Consider the following 21,317-nt stretch of genomic DNA (forward strand, 5'->3'; position numbering starts at 1 on the left):
CACCACTCCTACTCGCTAAACTCTCGTCATATCGAATTTCGGCTTCTGGCCGCTGCCGTAGCGGCGCAGCGCGCCTTCCTCGCCGACCGCGTTCGGGCGCTGGAAGATCCAGTTCTGCCACGCGGTCAGACGCGAAAAGATCTTCGATTCCATCGTCTCGGGGCCGACGAAGCGCAGGCTCGCTTCCATGCCGGTGAGGCTGTCGGGCGAGAAGCTGGCGCGCTCCTCGAGGAACACGCGCACCTCGTCGTCCCAGTCGATGTCGTCGAGCGCGAAGGTGACGAGGCCGAGCTCTTCCGCCTGCTCGGCGTCGAGCGCGGTGCCCATGGTAGCTTCCGCACGCTCGACGTCGGACGGATCGGCCTGGAAGCGCGATTCCAGCCGGGTCAGGCCGTGGCTCATCGGATACGGACCGAAGTTCATGGCCGACAATTCGATCGACGGCGGCGGACGGTTGTYGCCCTGGCGCGTGCCGATCAGCATGTAGGAGCGGTCGGCGGCGAAGACGAGCTCGGCGAGCGTGCCGGCAAAGCAGGAGCCGGGCTCGACCAGCGTCACCAGCGTGCGCGAGGTGACGTCGATGCGCTTCAGCACGCGCTTCCAATAGTGCCTGATTTCGTTGACCAGCCAGTGCGCCTTGTTGGCTTCGAGGAAGGCGTCGGATGACAGCACATGGGCGCGGTCGCCATGGCTCTTGAAGACGAGCATCGCAATCTCGAGCTCGTTGATGCGCAGATGCAGGATGGCGTCGTCGAGCTCGCGCGCGACCTGGAGCGGCCAGAACGAAGATCCCTGCGCCATCACGCCGTCGATGTCGGCCGGCGGAGCGGCCTCCGGCGCCTTGATCGAGATGGTGGCGATGCGCGCCGTGCGATCGATGTCGACGCTGACAAAACCGTAGCGGATGCTGGTCTCGTCGATGACGCGCCTGAGCGGTGTCAGCGCAACACCTTTGCCGCTGCCTTTGCGCTTCGACTGGCCTGCGAACTCCTTGGCGCGCTCGGCGATCTTGGCCTCGAGCTTCGAGTTCGGCGCGATCTCGTCGACGAGACGCCACTGGACGGCGCGCTTGCCCTTCACGCCTTCCTCGATGGTGCAGAAGAAATCGGCGTGGTCGCGCCGCACCTTGCGCTTGTCGACGACGCGGGTGAGGCCGCCGGTGCCCGGCAATACCGCGAGCAACGGCACTTCGGGCAGCGCAACGGCCGACGAGCCGTCATCGGCGAGGATGATGTGGTCGGTCGCGAGCGCCAGCTCATAGCCGCCGCCGGCGGCCGAGCCGTTCACCACCGTGATGAAGCGCTGGCCGGAATTCTCCGACGAATCTTCCATGCCGTTGCGGGTCTCGTTGGTGAATTTGCAGAAGTTCACCTTGTGGGCATGCGTCGAGCCCGCGAGCATGCGGATGTTGGCGCCGGCGCAGAACACGCGATTCTTGGCCGAGCGCATCACCACGACCTTCACCTCGGGGTGTTCGAAGCGCAGGCGCTGGACGACGTCCGCCAGCTCGATGTCGACGCCGAGATCGTAGGAATTGAGTTTGAGCAGATAGCCCTCGAACAGGCCGCCATTCTCGTCGACGTCCATGGTCAGGGTGGCGACGTCGCCATCGACCGCGAGCTTCCAGTGCTTGTAGCGGGACGGTTCGGTCTGGAAATCGATGAATGTCGCGCCGCCTGCGAGGCGCCGATCTTCCCCGGCCATGGGCCACCCTTGAGCTTGGTTATGCGTTTTGGCTGTAGCGTTAGATGCACAATAGTGCATCTTTTTGAAAGCGTCTAGCCCTTAACGGCCATCGCATGCACTTTGTTTCATGAGACCTATTGAGACCGCACAATGGCGCCGAGGGTGATCCAGTCCGCCTTCGAGAGTTCGGAGCGGCCCAGCTTGGCCTGGAGCAGACCCGTCAGCGCTGGAATGGGGAAGCTCTCGACAAAGCCGTCGCCGCCCGCGGCTGCCTTGCGCGAGTTCAGCGCCCGCAACTCTGCCTGCGCGTCGCCGAACAGGCGCGCGGCCGAATGCAGCCGCTGCATGCGCAGCCGCAAATTGGCATTGGCGATGTGAATGCAGGCGCGCAGCAGGATGCGCTCGCGGCCGCCTTGCGGGGCTGCGGCCCAGACCGCTTCCAGCACCTCCTGCGATTCCCAGAAATAGCCGAGGTCGTTGAGCGCGAGCCCGTAGCGCAACGCCGGATGGCGCGCCGGCACGTAGCTCCTGAACGCCGAGGGCACCAGCGCCTTGGCCAGGTCAAGCGTCTCGTAATCCGCGTCGACCCCGTCGGTCTCGCCCGGCACATAGGCCCATCGCGGCCACGGCAACGGGCCGCTCGCATCCGAAGGCACATTCATGGATGTGCCTCCGCAGGATCATGCGGCGCGTCCCTGAAGTCCCTGATCGTCGCGCAGAGCCGCTCTTGCAAATTGTTCAATCGCGTCAAGCGTCGCCCCCGGCGCTTCACGATGCGGGGAATGTCCCGCGTCTGAAATAATTTTCAAATCTACCGGACAGTAGCACTCTTCCTGCGCAATATCGACCTGTCGCAGTGTCCCATATTGGTCGTCCTTGCCCTGCACGACCAGGATGGGAACGCGGATGTAGGCGAGGTATTCCGAGATGTCCCAGTCGCGGAATTTCGGATCGAGCCAGGCGCCGTTCCAGCCATAGAAGGCGTTGTCGGCATCCTTGTGCCAGCGCGCCAGCTTCGCCTTGAGGTCGGTGGTCTCGAAGGTCGTCTTGATCGCAGCGATGGATTTCACCGAAATGTCCTCGACGATGAAATGCGGCGCCATCAGCACGAGGCCTTGCAGGCGGTGATCCTGATGCGCGCCGGCATAGATCGTCGCGATCGAGGCGCCATCGGAATGGCCGAGCAGGAGGCCGCGCTTGAAGGAAATCGCATCGAGGATCTTCGGCAGCACATCCAGCGCCTCGCGCTGCATGTAATCGAGCGGCCGCGGCAGTGTGACCGGGCTCGACTGGCCGTAGCCCTCGCGCGAATAGACGAAGATGCCGGCGCCGGTGGCTTGCTGGAGCTTCTCGGGCAAGTCGCCCCACAGGCCGACGGAGCCGAGGCCTTCGTGCAGCATGACGATGGTGGGTGCATCGGCGTCCTGCGGGGCGAGCCATTTGTATTCGAGGCTGGCACTGCCGATGGCGAGGAAGCCGGTGGGGGTGAGGTTGGTCATGGTCGCATTCCTGTTCGCTCCGTCTGCACCCTCCCCTGGAGGGGGAGGGTCGGCTCACATCGAGCGCAGCGAGATGTGAGACGGGGTGGGGTGACAGTCTCTCGGCGGATGCGGTGCCCGAGTGGAGAGATCACCCCACCCCGCTCCGCATTGCGCTTCGCTCCATGCGAAGCGACCCACGAGCGAGCTTCGCTCGTCTCGGACCCCTCCAGGGGAGGGTAAGCAAGCGAGTCCGCCGCTTGCACGCTCAATTCGCGCCTTCCCGCAATTTGAACCGCTGGATCTTTCCCGTCGCCGTCTTCGGCAAGGAGTCCACCACGTCGATCCAGCGCGGATATTTCCACGGGCCGATCTTCTGCTTGACGTGCTCCTTCAGCATCTCCTGCAAGTCCGCCGTCGCAGCGCCCGGACGCAACACGACGAAGGCCTTCGGCTTCAGCAGGCCTTCCGGATCGGCTTCCGGCACGACGGCGGCTTCGAGCACGGCGGGATGCGTGATCAGCGCGCTCTCGACCTCGAACGGCGAGACCCAGATGCCGGACACCTTGAACATGTCGTCGGCGCGGCCGCAGAAGGTGTAGCGGCCTTCGCCATCCCTGACATATTTGTCGCCGGTGCGGGTCCACGGACCTTCAAAGGTGCGGCGGCTCTTGTGGCGCTGGTTCCAGTAGCCCTCGCCGGCGGAGGGCGCATCGACCAGGAGCTCGCCGACCTCGCCGTCGGCGACATCCTGGCCGGCCTCGTTGACGAGCCGCACCGCATAGCCCGGCACCGGCTTGCCGGACGAACCGTATTTGATGTCGCCGGGCGCGTTCGACAGGAAGATGTGCAAGAGCTCGGTCGAGCCGACGCCGTCGAGGATGTCGACGCCGAAGCGCGCCTTCCAGCTGTTGCCAACGGATTCCGGCAGCGCCTCGCCGGCCGAGGTGCAGATGCGGAGCGACTTGCCGCCGCGCTCGGCCTTCATCGTCTCGTCGTTGAGCATCGCCGCGAACAATGTCGGCACGCCGAAGAAGATCGAGGGATTGTACCTGTTCATCAGGTCGAACATGCGCGCCGGCGTCGGGCGCTCGCTGTTCAACACCACGGTGGCGCCGACCGACATCGGAAAAGTCAGCGCATTGCCGAGGCCATAAGCGAAGAACAATTTTGCCGCGGAGAGGCAGACGTCGTTCTCGCGGATGCCGAGCACCTGGCTCGCATAGGTGTCCGCGGTCGCCTGCAAATTCGAATGGATGTGGCGCACGCCCTTGGGCATGCCGGTTGAGCCCGACGAATACAGCCAGAACGCAGGCTCGTCCGGATGCGTCGCGGCGGTGGTGAACTGGTCGCTCTCGCCGGCGATCTCTTCCGCGAGCTGCCTGTGGCCGTTCATCTTGGCGCCGGAGACCACGACATGCTCGAGATCCGGCATGCGGCCGACGACGTCCTTGATAACAGGGTAGAGCGCTTCGGAGACGAACAGCACACGCGCGCGGCAATCGGCGAGGATGTAGGCGTATTGGTCCGCGGTCAGCAGCGTATTCAGCGGCACCGGCACGATGCCGGCGCGGATCGCGCCCAGAAACACGATCGGGAAATCGATCGTATCAAGCATGATCATCGCCACGCGCTCCTCGCGGCGGACCCCGAGCCGGCGCAGCATGTTGGCGGCGCGCCGGGTCTCGCGCTGGAGCTCGCCATAGGTGAGCCGCGAGACGGTGTCGTCGAAGACGAGCTTGCCGCCCCTGCCGTCCTCGACGTTGCGGTCGAGCAGCCAGGTCACCGCGTTATAGGATCCCTCGCTCACGGACTTCTCCCCCGAATTTAGAATTATAATTCATAGAAAGACACCGCCGCGGCTTGCTGTCAATGCTGGCAGGCATTATGTTTCATTAAAACGCGCCGCAGGACACCCTCTCAAGAAGGCCCATGATCTGCAGTCCATGACCGACAGTCCCGACGCCGAATCCCGATTTCTCGAACAGCTCGGCCAGCGCGTGCGCACCATGCGCGCGCTGCGCGGCATGTCGCGCAAGGTGCTCGCCAAGGTATCAGGAATTTCGGAGCGCTACATCGCGCAGCTCGAGAGCGGCAAGGGCAACGTCTCGATCGTGCTGCTGCGCCGCGTCTCCGACGCGATGGGCGCGCATCTGGAAGATTTGCTTCCCTCGGCCGACCCGACGCCGGACTGGCAGATGTTTCGCGACCTGCTGCGCAAGGCGACGCCGGCGCAAATCGCTCAGGCCAAGGACGTTCTCGCCGGCGGCAGCGCATCGGCGCCGCGGCGCGCGCCGTTCTGCGGCATTGCGCTGATCGGCCTGCGCGGCGCCGGCAAATCGACGCTTGGGCGGATGCTGGCGAAGAAGGTCGGCTGGAGTTTCGTCGAGCTCAACAAGGAGGTCGAGCAGCAGAACGGGCTCTCGGTCGCCGAGATCATCGCGCTCTACGGCCAGGAAGGCTTTCGCCGCATGGAGCAGGCCGCGCTGCAACAGCTGCTCGCGCGCAACGAGCTGATGGTGCTGGCGACCGGCGGCGGCATCGTGTCGGAGCCGTTGACCTTCGACCAGATCCTGTCGTCGTTCTACACGATCTGGCTGAAGGCCGAGCCTGAGGAGCACATGGCCCGCGTGCGCCGCCAGGGCGACCCGCGCCCGATGGCGGACGACCGCTCCGCGATGGCCGAGCTGCGCAACATCCTGCTGAGCCGCGAACCGCTTTATTCGCGCGCGACGGCTGTGGTCGATACGGCGGGGCTGTCGGTCGATGCAGCGGCTGCACGGCTGATCGATGCGGTGCGGCCGGTGCTGCAGAACGAAGCGCGCAGCTTTGGGCTGCGCAGCGTGGCGTTGTAGGGCGATCTGCTAACTCCGTTCTCCGCTGCATTCCCTCCCCCCTTGTGGGGGAGGGTTAGGGAGAGGGGTACCACACGGGGACTCCATCACTCGCGCAACGCGCTTCTTCTTCGCGACAACCAACACCATTTCCTGGGCGCCCCCTCTCCCCTGCCCTCCCCCGCAAGGGGGGAGGGAGCAGAGCTGAGCGCGCAGCCACGCCATGCGTCCCCTTTTCGTTTCGCAAAGGGAGACGATATGAAGAGCCTTGCACCAGACAGGACTCACGATGACCTCCAGCGACGTCACCACCTCCATGTTCGAGCGGATCGGCGGCAGCGGCACGATCGACCTTCTGGTCGACCGCTTCTACGAGCGCATGGACACGCTGCCGGAGGCGAAAATGATCCGCGCGATGCACGCGGATGACCTCGGACTGATCAGGGACGTGCTAAAGCGCTACCTCACCGAATGGACCGGCGGCCCAAAACTCTATTCCGTCGAGAAGGGCCATCCGCGGCTGCGGCAGCGGCATATCGGCTTTGCCATCGGCGACGCCGAGCGCGATGCGTGGCTGCTCTGCATGCGCGGCGCGCTGGACGAGACGGTCACGGACACCGCCGCGCGGCAGGATCTCGACAAGGCGATATCAGGCCTTGCCGACTGGATGCGCAACCGGCAGTGACACAGAGCGCGAGGTGGGGACGCGGTGGGTTACGCCAGCGGGACTGCGCTTCGCGCGGCTGCAGCCTAACCCACCCTGCGCACCCCAACCCGATCGTTGCACGCATCGAACACCGAACGGTCGAGTGCTTCGGCGGCAAAGCCCGCCACATAGATCAACGCCAGGATCGCCGCCGAAATCGCCATTGTCTCCGCATGCGCGAGCCCCCACCGCAACAGCCGCTGCAACAATGTCGGCGGCGGGAAGCGGTAGGTCCGGCCCTGCGGCGTGATCAGGTCAAACGATCGAACCGACCGCGAGCGCACGGGGATCTTGCCGGGCAGCATCTGGAACTCTCCTCTCCAGCTCCTCGATCATGCCGCGCGCGATCTCCCGCTCGCCCATGATGACGACATCCGCCCCCAGCCCCTTCAAATGATCGACCTCGGCATCCGCATGCGCCCGCGCGATGATGCGGATATCCGGATTGGCCGCACGCGCCTGCTGCACGATCTGCCCTGCCTCGAACGCCTCGGGGATCGCGATGACGAGATGCCGCGCCCGTGACGGATTGGTGGCGCCGAGAATTTCGGGCTGCGCGGCATTGCCCATGACGGTCTCGATGCCGCCCTGCTTCAGCTTCGCCAGCGCACTCTCGCCGACCTCGGCGACAAGGAACGGCAATTGCCGCTGTTTCAGGGCATCGCCGACGAGCGCGCCGACGCGGCCATAGCCGATCACGATCGTATGGTCGGTCAGGTCCGTGGTGCGGATCGGTTCGGGCACGGCGGCCGCGGCCTGCGGTGAATCCCGGCGCGGGTCGAGACGCGGCGCGAGCCAGGTGGCGGCCGCGAACATCAGCGGGTTGAGCATGATGGAGAGGATCGCGCCGGCCATGATCAGGTCGCGACCGTCGCTGGGCAGGATCTGCGAGGCGACGCCGAGCTCGGCCAGGATGAAAGAGAACTCGCCGATCTGCGACAGGCTCGCCGAGATCGTCAGCGCGGTCGCGACCGGATGCCGGAACAGGACCACGATCAGGAACGCCGCGAGTGATTTGCCGAGCATGATAATCGCCAGCGTCGCCAGCAGCGGCCAGGGCTCGCGGACCACGCTCATCGGATCGAACATCATGCCGACCGAGACGAAGAACAGCACGGCGAAGGCATCGCGCAGCGGCAGCGATTCCTGCGCGGCGCGTGCACTGAGCGGCGATTCCCGCAGCATCATGCCGGCGAAGAACGCGCCCAGCGCCAGCGACACGTCGAACAGCTTCGTTGCCCCGAATGCGATGCACAGCGCGATCGCAAGCACGCCAAGACGGAACAATTCGCGCGAGCCGGTATGCGCGATATAGTGCAGGATCCAGGGGATCACCCGGCGCCCCACCACCAGCATCAGCCCGATGAACACGATGATCTTGGCCAGGGTCAGCATCACGATGCCGGCAAGCCCGAAGCCAGCCTGCGCGGCCAGCGGCTCGAAGGCTGGCTTGTCGCCGCCGCTCTGAAGGCTTGCGATCGCCGGGAACAGCACCAGCACGAGCACCATCGCGAGGTCCTCGACGATGAGCCAGCCTACCGCGATGCGGCCGCGATCGGTCTCCATCAGGCGCCGCTCCTGCAGCGCGCGAAGCAGGACCACCGTGCTCGCGACCGACAACGCCAGTCCGAACACGAGTCCCGCACCAACGCCCCAGCCCATCAGCCATGCAAGGCCGAGCCCCATCAGTGTGGCGACCGCAATCTGCACGACGGCGCCCGGAACGGCGATGTGCCGGACGCTCAGCAGATCCTGGAGCGAAAAATGCAGGCCGACGCCGAACATCAGCAAGATAATGCCGAGTTCGGCGAGCTCGGTCGCAAGCGCCTGGTCGGCGACAAAGCCCGGCGTGAACGGCCCGACGGCAACGCCGGCAAGCAGGTAGCCGACAAGCGGCGGAATGCGGAACCGCTGCGCTATAGTTCCAAGTACGAAGGCGAGTCCAAGTCCGACGACGATGGTGGCGATGAGAGGTGTGTCATGCGGCATTTTTGCCTTTTGACACAGCGCGCGCGCCGGCGCACCGCGACCAAGTGAGGCGGCTCAGCGCGCGACGCCTGCGGCAATCGCGCCGTCAGATCGACCAATAATTCGGGTGCGCGTAGGGCCGCGAACGATCGCCCCAGTCGAATTCGTCGCCGTCGAACTCGCACGGTCCGCTGGCGAGTTCGTCCTGCGTCACCTCGACACGGAAAGCCTGCCGCGCGGGATCGTATTTCAGCGCGCCCCACTGCACCGGATAATGGTGGTGCGTGCCGAGCAGCCCGCCAGTCCTGATCACGGCGTAGGCGACCGTGCCGGTCACCTTGTCGAGCATCAGCCGCTCGATCGAGCCGAGCTTCGCGCCGTCGCGCCCGTAGACGCAGACGTGCTCCACGCGATCACTGGGAACCATGGTGTGTTTCATGGCGTCCTCCCTGTTGTCTTGCGTGACGAGATTATAGGCCCGCGGACGCGCGGCGCCAACGATCGTTGCTATAGCAGCTGCGACCGCACGGACTCTGCGCCCTCGCGGAGCAGCGGAAGCAACCGATCGACCAGCTCCCCTGCCGGCACGCGGTCGACATGGGCGCCCATGTTGATGGCGGCGACGATCACGCCGTCGTAGCGGCGCACCGGAACCGAGATCGAGCGGAAATGCGGCTCTGCCTCGCGATCGACCAGCGAATAGCCTTGGTCGCGATCCGCTGTGATGCTGGCCAGCAGCGCCTTCGGATCGGTCACCGTCTGCGGCGTCAACATCTCGCGCTTCATTGTCTTCAGGCGTGCGGCAAGCGCTGCATCATCGAACTGCCCGAGCATGGCGCGGCCGACCGAGGTGCAGAACGCCGGCAGCCGGTAACCGATCTCGAGCCCACCCGAAAACATCCGCGCCGGGCTGCTGCGCGCGACAAACACGACGTCGTCGCCGTCGAGCACCGCGAGCGAGGAGATTTCCTGCGCTGCCGTGGCGACGCGATCGAGCACCGGCTGAAGCACGGCGACGAGCTGGCTGGAGCGCAGGTAGGACGCAGCGAGCGTCAGCACGTGCGGCGTCAGCGAGAACAGCTTGCCGTCGCCGGCGACGAAGCCACCGCGCTGAAGCGTGAACAGCATGCGCCGTGCGGTGGCGCGCGGCAGCTCTGCGGCCCGGGCGAGATCGCTCAGCGTCATCGGACCGGTGGTCGCGCCGAAACATTGCAGCAGGCGCAGGCCGCGATCGAGGCTCTCGACGAAATCCGTCGCCCGCTCGTCGTTTTCGCTGCGCTTCAGCTTGGGCATAGGTCCGGGAACATCCTGCAAAATATTGCTTGCCGCCGGACCAAGGCATGGCATAATTCGCCCATTCGTTCAATAGGCGAACAAACGCCTCTCCGATAAAGGACGCACCCGCCATGATGAGCCAGGAGCAGAACGACCTGATCACCCGTACCGGTCCGAAGGACCCCTGCGGCAAGCTGATGCGGAGCTATTGGCAGCCGGCGGCGCTGGTCGACGAGCTGGAGGGCGCACGCCCGATCCGTCCCGTCAAACTGCTCGGCGAGAATCTGGTGCTGTTCCGCGACGAGAGCGGACGCTACGGCCTGATCGATCGTCACTGCGCCCATCGCGGCGCCGACCTCGCCTTCGGACGTCTCGAACATGGCGGCCTGCGCTGCGCCTTCCATGGCTGGCTGTTCGACGCCACCGGCCAGTGCATCGAGACGCCGGCCGAGCCGAAGGACTCAAAACTCTGCCAGAACATTCGGCAGCGTTCCTATCCCGTTGTCGAGAGGAGCGGCATCCTCTGGGCTTATCTCGGCGAGGGTGAGCCGCCGGCCTTTCCGGAGCTCGACTGCTTTGTCGCGCCCGGCACGCACGTTTTTGCGTTCAAGGGCCACATGGCCTGCAACTGGCTTCAGGCGTTGGAGGTCGGCATCGATCCCGCGCACGCCTCCTATCTGCACCGCTTCTTCGAGGACGAGGATACGTCGACGGCTTACGGCAAGCAGTTCCGCGGCGCCTCCGCCGGCAGCGACCTGCCGATGACAAAGATCCTGCGCGAATACGACCGTCCGATCATCAATGTCGAGCACACCGAATATGGCCTGCGGCTGATCGCGCTGCGCGAGATCGACGAGGAGCGCACCCATGTGCGCGTCACCAACCAGCTCTTCCCGCACGGCTTCGTCATCCCCATGAGCACGGAAATGACGATCACGCAGTGGCACGTGCCGGTCGACGACGAGAACTGCTACTGGTACGCGATCTTCACCAGCTACACCAACCCGGTCGACAAGCAGAAGATGCGCGATCAGCGGCTCGAGCTCTATGAGCTGCCCGACTACAAGTCGCGCAAGAACAGCGGCAACGATTACGGCTTCGATCCGCACGAGCAGGCGACCGCGACCTATACCGGCATGGGCACCGACATCAACGTCCACGACCAGTGGGCGGTGGAATCGATGGGCGCGATCCAGGACCGCACCAAGGAGCATCTCGGCTCGAGCGACAAGGCGATCGTGCAGTACCGCCGCCTGTTGCGGGCTGAGATCGAAAAGGTCGGCGGCGGCGAAAAGCCGATGCTGTTCCTGGACGAGAGCAGGGCGCGCAGCATCCAGGGACCGGCCACCATGGACGGCATCGGTCCGACCCAGGGTTGGGAGCTCTACTGGATGGAGGTCGACGTCAAGCGCCGCCGCGGCGCACCTTGGGCCGCGCCGGTGCCGAAGGAAATCGCGGACAACGTGCACCGGCTGACGGCGGCGGAGTGATAATGCCGTCAATCAGCGGCGGGCGCCACATATTCCACTGTCATGCCCCGCGAAGGCGGGGCATCCAGTACGCCGCGGCCTCTCGTGGACACGTCGCCGTCTCTGGAATACTGGATCGCCCGCCTTCGCGGGCGATGACAGCACGGACTGAAGGAGCAACCGAGTGACTTTCGTCGCGCGTCATGCGCTGTGGTCGGATGAGCAGAGGGACGCCGCAGCGCGCCTGCGCCGCATCGTCGAGGAAAAGAACCTCGAGGTCATCCGCCTCGCCTTCCCGGACCAGCACGGCATTTTGCGCGGCAAGACCATCATCGCCGCCGAGGCGATCGCCTCGCTGGAGAGCGGCTGCTCCATCACCACGACCATGCTCGCCAAGGATACCTCGCACCGCACGGTGTTTCCGGTGTTCACGTCAGGCGGCGGATTCGGCATGAAGGAGATGGAGGGCGCGGCCGACGTGTTGATGGTCGCCGACCCAACCACGTTCCGCGTGCTGCCATGGGCGCCCGCGACGGGCTGGGTGCTCTGCGATCTCTATTTTGGCGACGGCCGTCCCGTGCCGTTCGCGACCCGCGGCCTCTACCGCAAGGTGCTCGATGATCTCAGCGGCCGCGGCCACGATTTCGTCGCCGGCCTCGAGGTTGAATTCCACATCTTCAAGCTCGACGACGCGCATATGCGGCCCGAGGATGCCGGCCAGCCCGGCACGCCGCCGTCGGTGAGCCTGCTCAGCCACGGCTATCAATACCTCACCGAGCAGCGCTTCGATCAGATGGAGCCGGTGCTGGAGATCCTGCGCCGCGATATCGTCGCGCTCGGACTGCCCTTGCGCTCGGTCGAGGTCGAGTTCGGGCCGAGCCAGTGCGAATTCACCTTCGCGCCGAGGAAGGGGCTGGAGCCCGCCGACAACATGGTGCTGTTCCGCTCTGCCGTGAAGCAGATCGCGCGCCGCCACGGCTATCACGCCACCTTCATGTGCCGGCCGAAACTGCCGAACGTGTTCGCGAGCGGCTGGCACCTGCACCAGTCGATCGTCTCGCGCGCGTCTGGCGAAAATCAGTTCATGGCGACAAACGGCGGCGAGCCGCTCAGTGCGTTCGGCAAGGCGTACCTTGCCGGCCTGCTCGACCACGCCCGCGCCTCGACCGTGTTCACCACCCCGACCATCAACGGCTACAAGCGCTACCGCTCCTATTCGCTGGCGCCGGACCGCGCGATCTGGGGCCGCGACAATCGCGGCGTGATGATCCGCGTGCTCGGCGGCGCCAATGATGCCGCAACGCGCCTGGAGAATCGCATCGGCGAGCCCGCCGCCAATCCCTATCTCTACATGGCCTCGCAGATTCTCTCGGGCCTCGACGGCGTCGACCGCAAGCTCGACCCCGGCCCGTCCGCCGACACGCCCTACGAGACCAAGGCTCCGCCGTTGCCGAAGAGCTTGCGCGATGCGGTCGCCGCGCTGAAGGACGATCCGTTCTTCCGCGAGAAGTTCGGGCCCGAGTTCGTCGACTACTACACCCACATCAAGAATGCCGAGATCGACCGCTTCCTGTCAGAGGTGACCGACTGGGAGCACCGCGAATATTTCGAGGTGTTTTGACGGAGAGGAGATACGTCTCACGCCCGCGTGAGGCGACTTCGTCCGGTCTGTTCCGACGACATCACGGCGCTCGCCGACGAAGCCATTTTCCCTGTCCCTCGAAAACGGCCGGAAAGACTTGGGGCCTAATATCCCTGCATGTGATCAACAGTGGAGTTCGATCATGTGGGTTCAATTGTTCAGCCTGATCTACCGCCTGTCCTGCCGGACCACCTTGGTTGAAATCGGCACCCACCATCTGGCGCGTTAGTCGCCGGCGCCAGCGATTTGGGTAAGACATATTGACCGGATAACCGGGGTTTTCATGCGCAAGCTGGTTCACCAGCGATACCCGAGCGTTGCGATGACGGTCAGCGGCGCGCCGCGGTAGCAATAACCGACCTGGCACGTGGTGTAGTGCAGATTGAACAGGTTCTTGGCATTGACCTGGAACTGGAGGCCCTTCAGCTCCTTCATCGCCTGGCCAAAATCATATTTCAGCGCCGCGTCGATCAGGGTTACCGAGCTGTTCTTGAACGTGTTCGCATCATCGCCGTAGCTCCAGGACATGTAACGCGCGCCGCCGCCGACGCTCAATCCTGCAAACGGTCCGGCCAGCGGCAGGGCATAGTTCGCCCACAGCGTCGCGGTATGCGGGGGATTGCCCGAGGGAAACTTGCCAATCAGCGAGTCRTCAGCGGCCTGCTTGGTCACCATGTCGAGATAGGTGTACGACGAGGTGATGTCGAAACCACCGCCCAGGCTGGCAAGCGCCTGCAATTCGAAGCCGCGGCTTTGAATCTCCCCGCGCTGGACCGTCACGCCCGTCCCCGTCGTGACCAGGCCGCCGTCCTGGGTCAAATCGAACACCGCCGCGGTAATGAAGCTCCTCGTGCCCTGCGGCTGGTACTTCACACCGACTTCGGTCTGCTTGCCGGTGGTCGGCTTGAAGAAGGCGCCCGACGGATCGACGCCGAGATTGGGAAAGAACGAGGTCGAATAGGCAACGTAAGGCGCAACGCCGGAATCGAACACATAGGTCAGCCCGGCTCGCCCGCTATAGGCCTGATCGGACTGCGTCTGCCGGGTCAGCGCGAACAGATCCTCACCCGTGGTGCTGACCCAGTCGCTGCGGCCGCTCAATGTCAGGATCCAGTGATCGAGCCTGGCCTGGTCCTGAACATACACGCCGGACTGGGTTTGCCGCTGGGCCGTCGAGGACGAGATCGCGGGATCGGGAATGGATTCCGGCGCGTAGACCGGCGCAGCCAGGTTGAGATCGGAGACGCCGAAGCCGAATCCCTGCTTGTCGTTGAACTTCGACGAGGTGTAGTCGGTGCCGATCAGGAGTGTGTGCTGCACGGGCCCGGTCGATAGCCTGGCCTCGACCTGGTTGTCCATGATGGCAGATTGCAGCGTGTCGTGGACGTAGCCGGTGTAGCGCGAGACGACATTGCCCACCGGCGCGCCGAGAAAGCCTACATAGCGGGTGACCGCGTCGACATCGACGTAACGGAATTTCTGGCGGACGGTCACGTCGTTGTTGAACGCGTGCTCGAACAGGTAGCCCACGCGTCCCTGCTCCTGGTCGAGCGAATTGTAGGACGGACTGCCCGTGAAGATGTCCGTGGCGGTGCCGGTGCCCGTGGAGTAGGTGAACATGGATCCGGGCGTCTTCGACTTCTGATAGGACCCGAGAATCGTCAGGGTCGTCGATTGATCCGGCTTCCAGGTGACGGCGGGCGCGATGTAGGTCCTGTTATCCTTGCCGCCGGGCACGAACACGTTCGCGTCGCGCATCACGCCGGTCAGYCGATACGAAAACTGACCGTTGGCATCGACCGGGCCCGACAGGTCGAAATTGCCCTGGATGCGATCGCGGTCGCCGAACACCGTCTGCACTTCGTGAAACGGCTGGCTGGTCGGCAGCTTGCTCGACAGATCGATCAATCCGCCGGGCGAGCCGAGGCCATAGAGCGCCGAGCTGGGCCCGCGGACCACAGTGATGCTGTCGACTCCATAAGGCTCGGTCTTGAACACGCTGAGACCGGCTCCCACGAGGCGCAAGCCGTCGAGATAAACGCCGTTATAGGTGATGTCGAAGCCGCGGATCGCGATCGCGTCGAAACGCGGATCGTAGCCTGAAGCATCGATGCGGACGCCGGGTTCATAGCCAACCGCCTCCGTCAGCGTCTGGACGGCGCGGTCGTTGAGTTCCTTGCGCGTCACGACCGAAATCGACTGCGGCGTCTCGAGCAACGGCGTGTTGGTCTTGGTACCCGCCGAGCTGCTGTCTGCAACATAGCTGCTCTCGCTCGACGCGTTGGCGCGACCGGCACCGGCCTCGCGCACGCCGGAATTTCCGGCTGGCGCGGGCCGGGCATTGCGTTGCGTCGCGACGCGGCCGCGCGACGACTGCGAAGCTCGCTGAGCGGGCTGGGTGCGCGGACGCGCCTGGATCGGTGCCTCCACCGTGACGGGAGGCAATGTCGCCGCCGTCGACGTCGAATTGGTCCCGGAGGTCTGTGCGACCGACGGCGTTGCGTGCAGGACTATTCCCAGGCCGGCCGCTCCCAGACCAGTTCTCGCCATCCGTTCCCAGCCGAGCGTCCGCCCGTCGTTGCGCGTCATTGTCTTCCCCGAGTTCCGTGTTCGAACAACCCGGGAGTAACCAGATCGAGGCGCACACCGCCTTTGCGCGCGCGCAAATCACCTTTGATCGCACGTGGAGGCGTTCAAGTTTACTGACAGTGGCTCGGCGAATAGCCGAAGTGCCTGCGGAATGCCGTCGCGAAATTGGCCGGATGGGCATAGCCGACCCGAAAGGCCGCCTCGGTGACCGACAACCGTTGATGAATCAGAAGGTCACGTGCGGCATCGAGCCGGCGGGCCCGCAAATAGTCGATCGCGCTCTCGCCATACGCCATCTGGAATTTCTGGTTGAAGGACCGGCGGCTCAGCCCCGCATTCCGCGCCAGCTCGTCGATGCTCCAGGGATAAGCGAGATCGGCATCCATTCGCGCCTTGACCGATTGCAACCGCACCCGCTGGAGGTCGGCTGCAGGATCTAGCGCGATCCCGCGCTCGCCGAACAAGGCGTGGACCACGATCTCGGCGGCGTGCGCCGACAGCAGCAATTGCGTCGCGTTTCCGGCCACCGGTGGCGAGAACATTTCTGCCGCGAGGGCCTGCACACGCGGAGACGCCGGGAGAGAGACGATGGCCGTGCCCAACGCATCGGTCTTGAACAGCGCCCGAACCTCGTCGCCGAGTCCAAGCCCGTCGATGGAGGCTTGGGGAAGCGCCAGGCCGATCGCAGGACGTTCGCCGCAGCGAACAGAGCCTCCCACGGCGAGGGATTCGCGCACGGCAATCGCCGTCATCTGCCCTGCACCCGTTGTGCGCGTCAGAATGCCGCGGCCTGCGCCTTCATCGAGTGCGACAGAGATGAACAAGCCCGGCGCTACGATCGCCGGCCGATCGGGATCGGCGCGAAACTCACCTCTGATGAACACACAGCCCGGGAAATCCAGCCATTGAGGCGCTGTCGAAGCGCCTCGCTGTGCGGAGCCGATGATGTCGTCGTCAGGCCGTCCGGCAATTTGATTGTAATAGTCCTGCATCGAATCCGCTACGCCGCGACATTGGCGGCTGGCGGCGGCGCACTCAAGACCTCTGCGCGCAGTTTGGAGAGCTTCGAAACTGACGTCCTCGACGAGGTTCTGCGCGCGAGGCGATCTGCACGGACGATACGGCAACCAGATCCAGGAGCGCGTTAGATACCCAGATATTTATGCTGCAGATCCGGCTCCGCCATCAGCTCGACGGACGTGCCGCTCCACACCGTCTTGCCGCGCTCGATGATGTAGTGGCGGTCGCAGATGCGGGCGAGGTGGTCGACGTTCTTGTCGACGACCAGGATCGACTGTCCCCGGCTCTTCAGCAGCGACAGGCAATTCCAGATCTCTTCGCGGATCAGCGGCGCAAGGCCTTCGGTCGCTTCGTCCAAGATCAGCAGTTTCGGATTCGTCATCAGCGCGCGGCCGATCGCGAGCATCTGCTGCTCGCCGCCGGAGAGCTGGTTGCCCATGTTGGAGGCACGCTCGGCGAGGCGCGGAAACATCACGTAGATCGCGGCGAGCGTCCAGGGATTGGGGCTAGCGAAGCGATCGGCCGCGGCCGCCACCAGGTTTTCGCGCACGGTGAGGTTCGGGAAGATCTGGCGCCCCTCAGGAACGAGACCGACGCCGAGTTTTGCAATTCGATAGGACGGCAGCTGCCGCACCTCGGCGCCCGCAAAGCGAATCGTGCCTGATCGTGCCGGTGTCAGGCCCATGATGGAGCGGATCGTCGTGGTCTTGCCCATGCCGTTGCGGCCCATCAGCGAGACCATCTCGCCCGGCTTGATCGACAGCGACAGGCCGAACAGCACCTGGGAGAGGCCGTAGCAGGTCTCGATGCCGTCGACGTCGAGCAGCGTGTCAGCCATCGCCTTTTCAGACATGGTGCGTCACCACATGCTGGTCGCCGAGATAGGCGCGCTTGACGTCCTCATTGGCGCGGATCGCGGCTGGATCACCGGAGGCGATGACGCGGCCATAGACCAGCACCGAGATGCGGTCGGCGAGCGCGAATACCGCCGGCATATCGTGCTCGACCAGCACGATCGAGACTTCCTTCCGCAGCTCCTGAAGCAGTAGCACCATGCGCTGGGATTCGGTGACGCCAAGACCCGCCATCGGCTCGTCCAGCAGCAGCAGCTTCGGCTTGCTCGCGAGCGCGACCGCGAGCTCGATCTGGCGGCGCTCGCCATGGCTGAGCCTGGACACCAGGACATCGGCGCGATGGCCGAGCCCGACGCGGTCGAGCGCGGCATGGGCGGCATCGCGCAGGCCCTTCTCCTTGCGCGCATTGGCGAAGAAGCGGAACGAGTGGCCTGCATGCGCCTGCGCCGCCAGCGCGACATTGTCGGCGGCGGTGAAGTCGAGCAGCAGCGAGGTGATCTGGAACGAGCGTGCCAGCCCCAGCGCGCAGCGGCGATAGGCCGGCAGATAGGTGATGTCGCGGCCGCCGAGCGAGACGCTGCCGGAATGCGGTTCGAGGTGCCCGGTGAGCTGGCTGATCAGCGTGGTCTTGCCGGCACCGTTCGGGCCGATGATGGCGTGCAGCTCGCCGCTAGCTACGTCGAGCGAGACGTTGTCCGTCGCAACGATGCCGCCGAAACGGCGCACCAGTTTTTCGACGCGGAGCAGCGGTTCAGCCACGATTGAGCCTCCCGAGCAGGCCCATGATACCGCCGCGGCCGAACAGCACGATCAGCAGCAAGAGCGGGCCCATGATCAGCGCCCAGTATTCGGTGATCTGCGACAGGAATTCTTCCAGCAGCAAAAACACCACCGCGCCCATCACCGGGCCGAACAGCGTGCCCATGCCCCCCAGGATCACCATCACCATGAGGTCGCCGGAGCGGGTCCAGTACATCACGGCCGGGCTGATGAAATCGGTGTTGTTGGCGAGCAGTGCGCCGGCAAGGCCGCACATCATACCGGAGATGACGAAGCAGACGAGCTGGTAGCGTTTTGCCGGAAAGCCGATCGCCTGCATCCGCTGCTCGTTGGAGCGCAGGCCCTGCAAGACGAGGCCGAAGCGCGAATTGGCGATGCGCCAGATCAGGACGACCACGGCGAACAGGCAGGCGAGGCAGAGATAATAGAATTGCGTGCGGTTCGACAGGTTGATCAGGCCGGAGAAGTCGCTGCGCTTGTAGACGGTGAGACCGTCATCGCCGCCGTAACGCGCGAGGCCCGAGGCGACGTAATAGGCCATCTGCGCGAAGGCCAGCGTGATCATGATGAAGTAGACGCCACGCGTGCGCAGCGAGAGCGCGCCGATCACCAGTGCATAGATCGCGGAAGCTGCGAGCGCGACCGGGAACTGGATGAAGCCGGAGCCGACGCCTTCCTGCGCGAGCATGCCGACCGCGTAGCCGCCGATGCCGAGATAGGCGGCGTGGCCGAAGCTCATCATGCCGCCAAAACCCATGATGAGGTTGAGGCTCGCGGCCGCCAGCGCCAGGATGACGATGCGGGTAAACAGCGTCAGGATGAAGATGTTGCCGGACAGCTGCGAATAGAGCGGCAGCAGCACGAGGCCCGCCAGCATCAGGGCCGTGACGGCCTTGCTCACAGTGAAAGCCTTCATCGACGGTTGGCCGGAAACAGCCCCTCCGGGCGCACCACCAGCACGATCGCCATCAGCAGATAGATCAGCATGGACGATAGCGCGGGCGCGGCGGTGGAGGCGGCAGCGCCGCTCAGCACCTGCCGCAACAGGTTGGGCAGGAAGGCGCGGCCGAGCGTGTCGATCATGCCGACGAAGATCGCGGCGAGGAACGCGCCGCGGATCGAGCCGATGCCGCCGATCACGATGATGACGAAAGCGAGGATCAGGATGTTCTCGCCCATGCCGATCTGCACGGTGAGGATCGGCGCCTGCATCAGGCCGGCGAGGCCGGCGAGCGCGGCGCCCAGGCCGAACACCAGCGTGTAGAGCAGCTTGATGTTGATGCCGAGCGCGCCGATCATCTCGCGGTTGGAGGCGCCGGCGCGGATCAGCATGCCGATGCGGGTGCGCATCACGCCGAGATAGAGCAGCAGCGCGACCAGCAGCGCCACCACGATGATGGCGAGACGATAGGCGGGATAGTGGATGCCGGGCAGGATCGGCACCGGCACCGTGAGCCAGGCCGGCAGCGGCAGCGCAAGCCCGGCCGGACCCCAGATCAGCCGCACGGCTTCATTGAAGAACAGGATCAGGCCGAAGGTCGCGAGCACGTGGTCGAGATGGTCGCGCCCGTACAGATGCCGCAGTGCCGACATCTCCAGCACGATGCCGAGCACCAAAGTCGCACCTAACGCCAGCAGCGCACCGAGCAGGAAGCTGCCGGTCCAGGCCGCAAAGGTCGCGGCGAAATAGGCGCCCATCATGTAGAGCGAGCCGTGCGCGAGGTTGACGAGATCCATGATCCCGAACACCAGCGTCAGGCCGGCGGCGAGCAGGAACAGGAGCAGGCCGAACTGCAATCCGTTCAAGAACTGTTCGACGACGAGCAGCATCAAAACTCTTTCAGGCGCACGCGGTGTCGCGCCGATGTTCGAACTCGGTCGCCATCAGTGAAAGAGCTCCCCCTGCCTCTTCAAGGCGGAAAAATGGGTAATGGCAGTATCGTTCCGAGGCAAGAGCGATTCAACACCAGACATGCACTTTGTTGCATGCCGGTGCATGCGATCGAAATTGGCCTTGCAAGAAGGCTGCCGCGCAGGATGGGTCAACCTGCCGCACCCAAACGATCGCCCTCCCCCAGGCATGCCTGGGAGAGGGCGCGAAGGTCGACGGAAGTCGGAGAAGGCGTCTAGTGCGACGTCATCTGCCGGGGGAGATCATCCGGCTCGGCCAGCACGCTGTTCGCCGTCGAGGCTTCCAGCGCCGCCATCCGGAACAGATAGGCGAGCGTTGCCAATCCGGTGTCTTCCGCCATCTGCGCCAGCTCGAGCGCCATGTCGGACATGTAGCCGAGATTCTCGTCTTTGGTCTGCGCCATGATCTGGCTGTCCCGCATCATGTTCGACATTTCAGGCGCTCTTTCGTTGCGCGGCAGCAAGGCCGCAGAGGTTGGCACGGGCGACGGCGTCCAGACGCGGGCCGTCCTGTTGTACGATCGAATCCATGCCGATGCGATCATGCAGGGCATCGAGGGTCTCGCGGCGAATGTCGATGGTCGCCGCCATGGTCCAGGCGTTCTCCACCAGCTCCGGCAGACCAAGCGGGGTCACGACGAAGCCGGCCTCATGGAAGCGCGGCAGCCACCAGGTCTCCATGATCGCGCTGACCTGCGCGATTCCCTGATCGAGGCAGAACTCCTGCACCGCTGCCATCAGTTGCAGGTTGAGAGTGCCGTCGCGGCGATCGCGCACGACAAAGTAGCGCGACCATTCCCAGACCAGCGGATTCGCAGGGCAGCCGCGAACCGATGCCAGATGCGGGAAGACCTCGCTCATCATCGAGGGTTTGGTGGTGGGGTAGAGCCGGTGACCGCCGACGACGCGCCGGCCTTCCAGCGCAAGCAGATAGACCGTGTCCTCGTCGTCGTAGGAATCGACCTCGCGGCAATCAGGCCGGCGCAGCGTCTCCCAGTGCCGCTCCTCGACGAAGATGTCGTGGCGTAGTCGGAAGTGCTGCTCGAGTACGTCTTCGTAAAGGTGGCGATTGACCGAAGAAATTGCGTRAATCATGAAAACCCCC

The 21,317-nt window shown here is 64.8% G+C and carries 20 protein-coding genes; 4 read left to right on the forward strand and 16 right to left on the reverse strand.

Annotated elements, in window-relative coordinates; all coding sequences use genetic code 11:
• Positions 1-15: 15 nt before the first annotated feature.
• From boxC to AB4Z51_RS08475, 4 genes are all read right to left on the reverse strand, one after another.
• A complete protein-coding gene (gene boxC, locus AB4Z51_RS08460) occupies positions 16-1,704 on the reverse strand; it encodes a 2,3-epoxybenzoyl-CoA dihydrolase (protein ID WP_441497262.1) in 1,689 nt (562 codons plus the stop codon).
• Positions 1,705-1,820: 116 nt separating this feature from the next.
• Positions 1,821-2,348, reverse strand: coding sequence for a DUF309 domain-containing protein (locus AB4Z51_RS08465; protein WP_441497263.1), 528 nt, complete (start codon positions 2,346-2,348; stop codon positions 1,821-1,823).
• Between the two features lie 18 nt (positions 2,349-2,366).
• The gene (locus AB4Z51_RS08470; RefSeq protein ID WP_441497264.1) at positions 2,367-3,185 is read right to left on the reverse strand and encodes an alpha/beta fold hydrolase; all 819 of its coding nucleotides are present in this window, start codon (positions 3,183-3,185) and stop codon (positions 2,367-2,369) included.
• A 247-nt stretch (positions 3,186-3,432) separates the two neighbouring features.
• Complete coding sequence (locus AB4Z51_RS08475) at positions 3,433-4,974, reverse strand: benzoate-CoA ligase family protein (RefSeq protein ID WP_441497265.1); 1,542 nt, start codon at positions 4,972-4,974, stop codon at positions 3,433-3,435.
• Between the two features lie 28 nt (positions 4,975-5,002).
• Here AB4Z51_RS08475 and AB4Z51_RS08480 point away from each other — a divergent pair, with 28 nt between their 5' ends.
• The gene (locus tag AB4Z51_RS08480) at positions 5,003-6,019 is read left to right on the forward strand and encodes a helix-turn-helix transcriptional regulator (protein ID WP_441497296.1); all 1,017 of its coding nucleotides are present in this window, start codon (positions 5,003-5,005) and stop codon (positions 6,017-6,019) included.
• Positions 6,020-6,287: 268 nt separating this feature from the next.
• Positions 6,288-6,683 (forward strand): group II truncated hemoglobin, encoded by a 396-nt coding sequence (locus tag AB4Z51_RS08485; RefSeq protein WP_441497266.1) that lies wholly within the window; start codon positions 6,288-6,290, stop codon positions 6,681-6,683.
• Between the two features lie 65 nt (positions 6,684-6,748).
• Here AB4Z51_RS08485 and AB4Z51_RS08490 read toward each other — a convergent pair whose 3' ends face one another.
• From AB4Z51_RS08490 to AB4Z51_RS08505, 4 genes are all read right to left on the reverse strand, one after another.
• Complete coding sequence (locus tag AB4Z51_RS08490; RefSeq protein ID WP_441497267.1) at positions 6,749-7,009, reverse strand: hypothetical protein; 261 nt, start codon at positions 7,007-7,009, stop codon at positions 6,749-6,751.
• Positions 6,960-8,693, reverse strand: coding sequence for a YbaL family putative K(+) efflux transporter (gene ybaL / locus AB4Z51_RS08495; RefSeq protein ID WP_441497268.1), 1,734 nt, complete (start codon positions 8,691-8,693; stop codon positions 6,960-6,962). The genes AB4Z51_RS08490 and ybaL overlap by 50 nt, the downstream gene beginning before the upstream one ends.
• 85 nt (positions 8,694-8,778) lie before the next feature.
• Positions 8,779-9,111: a PRC-barrel domain-containing protein gene (locus tag AB4Z51_RS08500; protein WP_014491274.1), complete on the reverse strand. Its 333-nt coding sequence runs from the start codon at positions 9,109-9,111 to the stop codon at positions 8,779-8,781.
• A gap of 68 nt (positions 9,112-9,179) precedes the next feature.
• Positions 9,180-9,965 carry an IclR family transcriptional regulator domain-containing protein gene (locus AB4Z51_RS08505; protein WP_085399249.1) on the reverse strand — a complete coding sequence of 262 codons (786 nt, stop codon included), beginning with the start codon at positions 9,963-9,965 and terminating at the stop codon, positions 9,180-9,182.
• 113 nt (positions 9,966-10,078) lie between these two features.
• On the opposite strand from AB4Z51_RS08505, the gene AB4Z51_RS08510 reads away from it, so the two are divergent.
• On the forward strand, positions 10,079-11,437 hold the full coding sequence (locus tag AB4Z51_RS08510; protein WP_441497269.1) for an aromatic ring-hydroxylating dioxygenase subunit alpha: 1,359 nt from the start codon (positions 10,079-10,081) through the stop codon (positions 11,435-11,437).
• A 163-nt stretch (positions 11,438-11,600) separates the two neighbouring features.
• Positions 11,601-13,037 carry a glutamine synthetase family protein gene (locus tag AB4Z51_RS08515; RefSeq protein ID WP_441497270.1) on the forward strand — a complete coding sequence of 479 codons (1,437 nt, stop codon included), beginning with the start codon at positions 11,601-11,603 and terminating at the stop codon, positions 13,035-13,037.
• Positions 13,038-13,355: 318 nt separating this feature from the next.
• Here the strand turns inward: AB4Z51_RS08515 and AB4Z51_RS08520 are convergent, their stop codons facing one another.
• From AB4Z51_RS08520 to AB4Z51_RS08555, 8 genes are all read right to left on the reverse strand, one after another.
• Positions 13,356-15,647: a TonB-dependent siderophore receptor gene (locus AB4Z51_RS08520; RefSeq protein WP_441497271.1), complete on the reverse strand. Its 2,292-nt coding sequence runs from the start codon at positions 15,645-15,647 to the stop codon at positions 13,356-13,358.
• A 110-nt stretch (positions 15,648-15,757) separates the two neighbouring features.
• A complete protein-coding gene (locus AB4Z51_RS08525; RefSeq protein ID WP_441497272.1) occupies positions 15,758-16,639 on the reverse strand; it encodes a helix-turn-helix transcriptional regulator in 882 nt (293 codons plus the stop codon).
• A gap of 152 nt (positions 16,640-16,791) precedes the next feature.
• Positions 16,792-17,520, reverse strand: coding sequence for an ABC transporter ATP-binding protein (locus AB4Z51_RS08530; protein WP_441497273.1), 729 nt, complete (start codon positions 17,518-17,520; stop codon positions 16,792-16,794).
• Positions 17,513-18,280: an ABC transporter ATP-binding protein gene (locus tag AB4Z51_RS08535; RefSeq protein WP_441497274.1), complete on the reverse strand. Its 768-nt coding sequence runs from the start codon at positions 18,278-18,280 to the stop codon at positions 17,513-17,515. The genes AB4Z51_RS08530 and AB4Z51_RS08535 overlap by 8 nt, the downstream gene beginning before the upstream one ends.
• The gene (locus AB4Z51_RS08540; RefSeq protein ID WP_354113895.1) at positions 18,273-19,217 is read right to left on the reverse strand and encodes a branched-chain amino acid ABC transporter permease; all 945 of its coding nucleotides are present in this window, start codon (positions 19,215-19,217) and stop codon (positions 18,273-18,275) included. The genes AB4Z51_RS08535 and AB4Z51_RS08540 overlap by 8 nt, the downstream gene beginning before the upstream one ends.
• Positions 19,214-20,131: a branched-chain amino acid ABC transporter permease gene (locus AB4Z51_RS08545; RefSeq protein ID WP_008143427.1), complete on the reverse strand. Its 918-nt coding sequence runs from the start codon at positions 20,129-20,131 to the stop codon at positions 19,214-19,216. The genes AB4Z51_RS08540 and AB4Z51_RS08545 overlap by 4 nt, the downstream gene beginning before the upstream one ends.
• 296 nt (positions 20,132-20,427) lie before the next feature.
• Complete coding sequence (locus AB4Z51_RS08550) at positions 20,428-20,646, reverse strand: hypothetical protein (protein WP_008540920.1); 219 nt, start codon at positions 20,644-20,646, stop codon at positions 20,428-20,430.
• Position 20,647: 1 nt separating this feature from the next.
• On the reverse strand, positions 20,648-21,307 hold the full coding sequence (locus AB4Z51_RS08555) for an acyl-homoserine-lactone synthase (RefSeq protein ID WP_441497275.1): 660 nt from the start codon (positions 21,305-21,307) through the stop codon (positions 20,648-20,650).
• Between the last annotated feature and the right edge of the window lie 10 nt (positions 21,308-21,317).

Origin of the sequence: Bradyrhizobium sp. 2TAF36 (assembly GCF_052114925.1) — a bacterium.
Lineage (GTDB): Bacteria > Pseudomonadota > Alphaproteobacteria > Rhizobiales > Xanthobacteraceae > Bradyrhizobium > Bradyrhizobium barranii.

Excerpts from the sequence above, each read along its gene's own strand:
- AB4Z51_RS08545 (WP_008143427.1), bottom strand. The coding sequence starts at position 20,131 with ATGCTGCTCGTCGTCGAACAGTTCTTGAACGGATTGCAGTTCGGCCTG.
- AB4Z51_RS08525 (WP_441497272.1), bottom strand. The coding sequence starts at position 16,639 with ATGCAGGACTATTACAATCAAATTGCCGGACGGCCTGACGACGACATC.
- AB4Z51_RS08550 (WP_008540920.1), bottom strand. The coding sequence starts at position 20,646 with ATGTCGAACATGATGCGGGACAGCCAGATCATGGCGCAGACCAAAGAC.
- ybaL (WP_441497268.1), bottom strand. The coding sequence starts at position 8,693 with ATGCCGCATGACACACCTCTCATCGCCACCATCGTCGTCGGACTTGGA.
- AB4Z51_RS08505 (WP_085399249.1), bottom strand. The coding sequence starts at position 9,965 with ATGCCCAAGCTGAAGCGCAGCGAAAACGACGAGCGGGCGACGGATTTC.
- AB4Z51_RS08500 (WP_014491274.1), bottom strand. The coding sequence starts at position 9,111 with ATGAAACACACCATGGTTCCCAGTGATCGCGTGGAGCACGTCTGCGTC.
- AB4Z51_RS08530 (WP_441497273.1), bottom strand. The coding sequence starts at position 17,520 with ATGTCTGAAAAGGCGATGGCTGACACGCTGCTCGACGTCGACGGCATC.
- AB4Z51_RS08490 (WP_441497267.1), bottom strand. The coding sequence starts at position 7,009 with ATGCTGCCCGGCAAGATCCCCGTGCGCTCGCGGTCGGTTCGATCGTTT.
- AB4Z51_RS08540 (WP_354113895.1), bottom strand. The coding sequence starts at position 19,217 with ATGAAGGCTTTCACTGTGAGCAAGGCCGTCACGGCCCTGATGCTGGCG.
- AB4Z51_RS08470 (WP_441497264.1), bottom strand. The coding sequence starts at position 3,185 with ATGACCAACCTCACCCCCACCGGCTTCCTCGCCATCGGCAGTGCCAGC.
- AB4Z51_RS08485 (WP_441497266.1), top strand. The coding sequence starts at position 6,288 with ATGACCTCCAGCGACGTCACCACCTCCATGTTCGAGCGGATCGGCGGC.
- AB4Z51_RS08510 (WP_441497269.1), top strand. The coding sequence starts at position 10,079 with ATGATGAGCCAGGAGCAGAACGACCTGATCACCCGTACCGGTCCGAAG.
- AB4Z51_RS08465 (WP_441497263.1), bottom strand. The coding sequence starts at position 2,348 with ATGAATGTGCCTTCGGATGCGAGCGGCCCGTTGCCGTGGCCGCGATGG.